Source organism: Streptomyces sp. KR55 (assembly GCF_052245645.1).
Lineage (GTDB): Bacteria > Actinomycetota > Actinomycetes > Streptomycetales > Streptomycetaceae > Streptomyces > Streptomyces flavusporus.
Window position 1 is genome coordinate 1 of sequence record NZ_JBQQCE010000594.1, and the last position, 5,049, is coordinate 5,049.

A 5,049-nucleotide genomic window follows, 5' to 3' on the forward strand; every position below is an offset into this window, starting at 1 on the left:
TAGCCGGTACGGCCGTGGGCCCGGTTGCCGCCGTTGGCGGTGGCGATCGACTGGAACTGCGCCAGGTGCGCCTTGACGTTGCTGATCGGGATGTCGGGTGCCGCCAGGGCCCCGGGGCCGGCGGTGGACGCCCCGGTCCGGTCGGGCGTGGCCGAGGAGGCCGGCGAGGCGGCGAGCAGACCAGCCGCGGCCACGAGGGCTACGGTGCCCATACGTCTGGAGATGGTCCCGGGCAGGCTGGATCTCGGATGCGTCATGTGGGGAGCCGCACTTTCTCGTCGATGAGGGGAGTCGAGCGATGCCTGGATCGGTAATTGCCAGAGCTGTGCGGGTGCTGTGTGTGCCTGATGTTCAGTCAGGTGTTGATACACCGTCAAGGGCCATATCCGGTCACGGCCATCCGCTCAGCGGACACCCGGACAACGACCTCGGGCCGCTGACGCAGGACGCCCCGTGCCGTCATGCCCGGACCCGTCATCTGGAACGGCCTTCGGCGCACCGTTGTCCATCACCGTGGTGAGCCTGTGGGTGGTGTTCTCCCGGTGCAGGAACCGTGCCAGGGCCGTTCCGTAGGATCCGGTGCACTCCACTCCGGCACGGTGCAGGATGCCGAAGGAGCGGGCCCATGCGAGGAGTTGACGGTATCCAGCCGCGGTTGTCGGAAACCCCTGGTGGGCCAGGAGCACGCCGAGCACAGTGATCACTGCTGCGGCGTGCACGTCCTTGTGGGTGTCGACCCCGAGGATCACATCCTCCGCGGGCTGTTCCGCTTGCTGTGCGGGCAGGGCCGGCTGGGGCATGCTGGTGACGGTCACACGGCTCCTTCATCGGCTGGGCTGGTGGCCGACGCCGGGCCGGGTGGGGGGTCAGAACTGTGATGGTGCCCTGTTCACGGCAAGGCCCCTATCGGGACACGCCCGCCGGTCCGGCGGCAGCAAGCATCCCCCGGGCCGGGCCGACAGATCGATTACAGGGCAGCTGAGGCCAGTTGTCGCACGGGTCAGGCTCCGGCCCCCGGCGGCACCCCACGAGTCTCACAGTTGTCGCAGATCACCACGATCGCCGGGGCGTGGGGGAAGGCCGCTGCCAGCTGCCGCAGCAGGGTGAGGAAGTCGGCGACCCGCCGGCGGCCGAGCCGGTAGCGGAAGGTGCCGGTGGTGACCTCCAGCGCGCCCAGCACGGTGAGCCGGCGGTTCTTGCCCGGGGTGGGGATGTGTGGTCGGCGGCCGGGCAGGGTTCAGCTGGCGCGGACGTGCGGCAACTGATCTGCGGTCGGCCCAGGTACCGGTGCAGCCTGTCCACGGTCCACGGCCCCGGCCGCTGAAGCAGCACGGCGATCCGCGCGGTCAGCCGGCTGCCGCCCAGCTTCGGCCGTCCGCTGCGGGGCCGGTCGTGCAGGCCGGCCACTCCGCTGGTGTTGAAGCGGCCGATCCAGCGGCGCACCGTGGCCGGGTCGCACTCCAGCAGCGCGGCGATCTGTGCTGGTGGCAGGCCCTGCAGCGACAGCAGCACCATCACCGCCCGTAACGCTGACCGCCATGGGCCCCGCAGCAGGTCGCGTAACCTTGCGCACTCGGTGGCGGACGCATTGGCGAACACGGTGGGCGGGCGCACACTGACCACAACCTCGCCGGGCGGGCGGACGATGGGTGACACCTCGATCGAACGCCCGGCGAGGGCCGTGCCAACGCCTCCCGCACCAGACGGCCTCAACCCCCGTTACGCGCAGCACTTCTGGAAACGCGCTTAGCGATAGCCCGGGCGAACAGGCGGGAGGGAAGATCGTGATTCTCTCGGCTCGCCTCAGCGCCAGGAACTACTGTCGCGAGCATGGTCGAACATGATGCCCTCAGCGCCACCCGCGAGGCCTACGACGCTGCTGCCCCCACCTATGCGCAGCTGTTCCGCGACACGCTGCGTGACAGTCCCCTGGACCGTGCGATCTTGAGTGTCTTCGCCGAGGTCGTACGTGCGAGTGGGGACGGTCAGGTCGCGGACCTGGGGTGTGGGCCTGGTCATATCACCGCTTATCTGGACGAGCTGGGGCTGGCGGCGTTTGGTGTTGATGCCTCTCCTGCGATGATCAAGCTGGCTCGACAGGCCTATCCGGGCCTGCGGTTCGACGTGGGCTCGATGGCCGCGTTGAACATCGCTGACGGCGTGCTGGGCGGCGTACTCTCACGTTGGTCCATCATCCACACTCCGCCGCAGGAACTCCCCGTCATCCTGGCGGAGTTCCATCGTGTGCTGGCACCTGGCGGCCACCTTCTGGTCGGCTTTTCGGCAAGCGATGATCCGTCTCACCCGACGCAGGTCTTCGATCACACAGTCGCGCCGGCCTATCGGTGGTCGCCTGATCACCTCGCCGCGATGCTGCGCAAGTCCGGGTTGGCCGAGGTAGCCCGGATGGTTCGTGAGCCCCAGCCCACCGACCGACGGCAGTTTCAGGAGATTCAACTGCTCGCCCGCAAAGCCTAGACGGAGGCCGCCTGACCGAACGCATGACCGCATCCAACCTGCCGGACAGGGAGCCGTCAGGCTCCAGGCGGCGGCTCATGATCAGGGCTCACCGTCCGTTCGAGCTCCGTTTTGGTCGAACAAGGGGACTCCGAGGAAAACCTTCGATGACCTGCACTCCTTGCGGGCATCAAGCTGGGCAAGCTTCTCCTCTGCTCCGGCGAGGCTGGGTCTGGCGGCCCGGCACGGCCGGGACATACCCGACGACGCGGGCGCGGCCCGCGCTTGGTGGCAGTCCGAGGCCCTCCAGCTCACGGGGGAACCTCAGACGCCCTGCAGTACGCCCCCGACCGCGCTGCCGCCGCCCGCCAGGCCCTCCGGGTCCTTCAGTACCTGTGTCTGAACTCTTCGGTCGTGCGCTCCGAACGGACGGTCCCGATTCCCTCCGCGCAGCGAGCCGGACAGGATCTGGACAAGACTCTGACCAGGCCGGACAAGCAACGACTGTCCGGGACAGCCACAAACTGTTGTTCCAGCTCGGCCAATGTCAGCAAGCTCGATACCGCAAGGAATCAAACCGAGCAAAGAGGGGGCCATAGGGCGGCCGTTCGGCCCGCCTCCCCTTTCGAGGGATGACGATGAGGAGTCGCATGCGCAGGAAGACCGCAGTGCCGGTCATGACAAGAGGACGATGGGTGGCGTACGTGCTCGCCACTCTGGCGTCGGCTACGGCTCTGGCGCTATCTCCGTCCGCTGCCAGCGCACGGGCAGCCGGCGATGTCTGGGGCTTGACCTTCGGGGACTGCTACGAGGCCGATGGGTGGTATGAGTGGACGGCTGCCGGGTCGGCTGGCGGCTACCCGAAGTACAACACTGACGGGGTAGTCACCGTCGGCCCGTGGGCGAACTGTGACAGCTGGATCGACGGCGCCGTCCTTCTGTACTCCGGCAAGAAGTGGCAGGGCGGATCGTGGACAAAAATCGACTGGAAGAAGCCCCCCTCGTCCGATGGGCTCGGCGAGAACGAAACCGACTACGAGCTCAAGTTCAGCAACGTGCGTGATATCCGCTTTAAGGTCTGCAACGTCCACGATGGCATCGTGGACGGGTGCGCCACCGTGTCCTGAGCCAGGGGCGATTGAGACTGACGGCAGCGTCGCCAGCGCAGGCAGCAGAGCAGACATCAGGGGTTGAGGAACAGAGGAGCAAACGCGTCGGATCGTGCGCCTGTACGCTCCGTGACCGTCCTACCGCAGACGATGCGCCGTCGTCTGTAACAGCACTGGGTGCCACCTGCCGGGACACGGCCGGGCCGGGTGCGAGGCGGTCCCGTTATCTGCGGTCTCGCGCTGCACTGCCGTTGCCGCACGATCCAACGCGGTTATTCCTCAACTCCGTTTGCTCGGCCACCGGACAGGCTCCCGATACAAATCCGGACAGGGCTCCCACTAGCCCGGACAACAGCGGGCTGTCCGGGACACCTCGTGTTCCGTGCCGGGCTGGCCGAGCAGACTCGTGTGTCGCCGCTCGGCTGAGCGGATGCGGTGGCCGCACGAGCCATACCTCAAAGGGAGGGGTTTCATGTTCAGCATCAAGAGAACGGCCGGTGTCCTAGTCGGCTTAGCCGGCGTGGTGATGGCCGCAGTGGCAACGCCTGCCGTGGGACAAGTGCAGGCCCCGGGAGTGACGAGTGCCAGCCCGGCGGGTGCACCAGTGGCATCGGCGGCCAGCTCCGACTGCAATGGCCTCGCAGATGACTTGACCTGCTACATGTACGGCGTGACGGGCACTTACCTTGGCTTGGGCGCTTGGCTGTCGGAACCCGCCGGAGCCAATGGCAATGGCGAGATCTACGCCGACGATGCTCTCTGTGACGGAGCAAACGGGATCATCACGGCGCTGTACAGGTCGAATGGCAGTCTGGTCAACCTGGTCAGTGACCGGGACTGTGGTGAAGGCCAGAGAGTCAACGCGGTGAAAGCGCCTTCTGCTGGAGGACCAGCCGAAGGCGAGGAGGTCCGGATCAAGGCGTGCAAGCTGCTCCCCGACGGGACGTGGAGGGACTGCGTCGAGGCCTGGGGCGTCAACGACTATTAACAGCGGGTCCGGCGGCTTCGAACGGGACCGCCTCGCGCTCTGGCCCGGCCGTGTCGCGGCAGGTGGTACCCAGTGCTGTTACAGACGACGGCGCATCGTCTGTGGATGCCCTTGACCTGGCCCAGCACCAGCTGGATCCACTTGTCCTTGGGATAGATGGCGGTGTGCGGGGCGAGGGTGCCCGTGATCAGCCGTCCGATCTCGACGACCTTCGTGCGGAAGGCCGCCTGCTCGTATTTATCCAGCTCCTCGGTGCTGGCGCCGAAGCGGTAGCCGTCGGCGAGCGTCCATATCAGGGGTGGCCAGCCCTCTTCAGCCGCCGTGTCCCGCAGCCGGGCGAGCCCGGAGCGGACCTGGCTCGGGGTGAGCCCGGTGGGGTTCACCATCTGTTTGAAGGACAGCCCGGCAGGGCGGGCCTCGAACAGGGCGATGCGGATCAGGTCGGCGTAGTGGGGCGCCTTCGGCGGCCCAGGCATCGCTTACTCGCCCCGAAGG

General features: G+C 67.3%; 5 protein-coding genes and 3 pseudogenes. 3 read left to right on the top strand and 5 right to left on the bottom strand.

What is annotated here, in order from left to right:
• From ACTWQJ_RS46160 to ACTWQJ_RS46175, 4 genes and pseudogenes are all read right to left on the bottom strand, one after another.
• Positions 1-212, bottom strand: a pseudogene (locus ACTWQJ_RS46160) (peptidase M28); the annotation flags it as partial.
• A gap of 192 nt (positions 213-404) precedes the next feature.
• The gene (locus ACTWQJ_RS46165) at positions 405-815 is read right to left on the bottom strand and encodes an IS110 family transposase (RefSeq protein ID WP_443312366.1); all 411 of its coding nucleotides are present in this window, start codon (positions 813-815) and stop codon (positions 405-407) included.
• Positions 816-1,039: 224 nt separating this feature from the next.
• Positions 1,040-1,222 (bottom strand): annotated as a pseudogene (locus ACTWQJ_RS46170) (IS630 family transposase); the annotation flags it as partial.
• A gap of 47 nt (positions 1,223-1,269) precedes the next feature.
• Positions 1,270-1,614, bottom strand: a pseudogene (locus ACTWQJ_RS46175) (helix-turn-helix domain-containing protein); the annotation flags it as partial.
• 216 nt (positions 1,615-1,830) lie between these two features.
• Between ACTWQJ_RS46175 and ACTWQJ_RS46180 the strand changes: the two are divergent.
• The 3 genes from ACTWQJ_RS46180 (at position 1,831) to ACTWQJ_RS46190 (ending at position 4,554) form a co-directional block, all read left to right on the top strand.
• Positions 1,831-2,478 carry a class I SAM-dependent methyltransferase gene (locus ACTWQJ_RS46180; protein ID WP_443312367.1) on the top strand — a complete coding sequence of 216 codons (648 nt, stop codon included), beginning with the start codon at positions 1,831-1,833 and terminating at the stop codon, positions 2,476-2,478.
• Between the two features lie 629 nt (positions 2,479-3,107).
• Positions 3,108-3,584, top strand: coding sequence for a hypothetical protein (locus ACTWQJ_RS46185; protein ID WP_443312368.1), 477 nt, complete (start codon positions 3,108-3,110; stop codon positions 3,582-3,584).
• A gap of 454 nt (positions 3,585-4,038) precedes the next feature.
• On the top strand, positions 4,039-4,554 hold the full coding sequence (locus ACTWQJ_RS46190) for a hypothetical protein (RefSeq protein ID WP_443312369.1): 516 nt from the start codon (positions 4,039-4,041) through the stop codon (positions 4,552-4,554).
• Here ACTWQJ_RS46190 and ACTWQJ_RS46195 read toward each other — a convergent pair.
• A complete protein-coding gene (locus ACTWQJ_RS46195; protein WP_443312370.1) occupies positions 4,551-5,030 on the bottom strand; it encodes a RacP protein in 480 nt (159 codons plus the stop codon). The two genes, ACTWQJ_RS46190 and ACTWQJ_RS46195, sit on opposite strands and share 4 nt — an antisense overlap.
• Positions 5,031-5,049: the final 19 nt, after the last annotated feature.

Bases quoted from the DNA above. Each gene is read 5' to 3' on its own strand.
- ACTWQJ_RS46180 (WP_443312367.1), top strand. From the start codon at position 1,831: ATGGTCGAACATGATGCCCTCAGCGCCACCCGCGAGGCCTACGACGCT.
- ACTWQJ_RS46185 (WP_443312368.1), top strand. From the start codon at position 3,108: ATGCGCAGGAAGACCGCAGTGCCGGTCATGACAAGAGGACGATGGGTG.
- ACTWQJ_RS46190 (WP_443312369.1), top strand. From the start codon at position 4,039: ATGTTCAGCATCAAGAGAACGGCCGGTGTCCTAGTCGGCTTAGCCGGC.
- ACTWQJ_RS46195 (WP_443312370.1), bottom strand. From the start codon at position 5,030: ATGCCTGGGCCGCCGAAGGCGCCCCACTACGCCGACCTGATCCGCATC.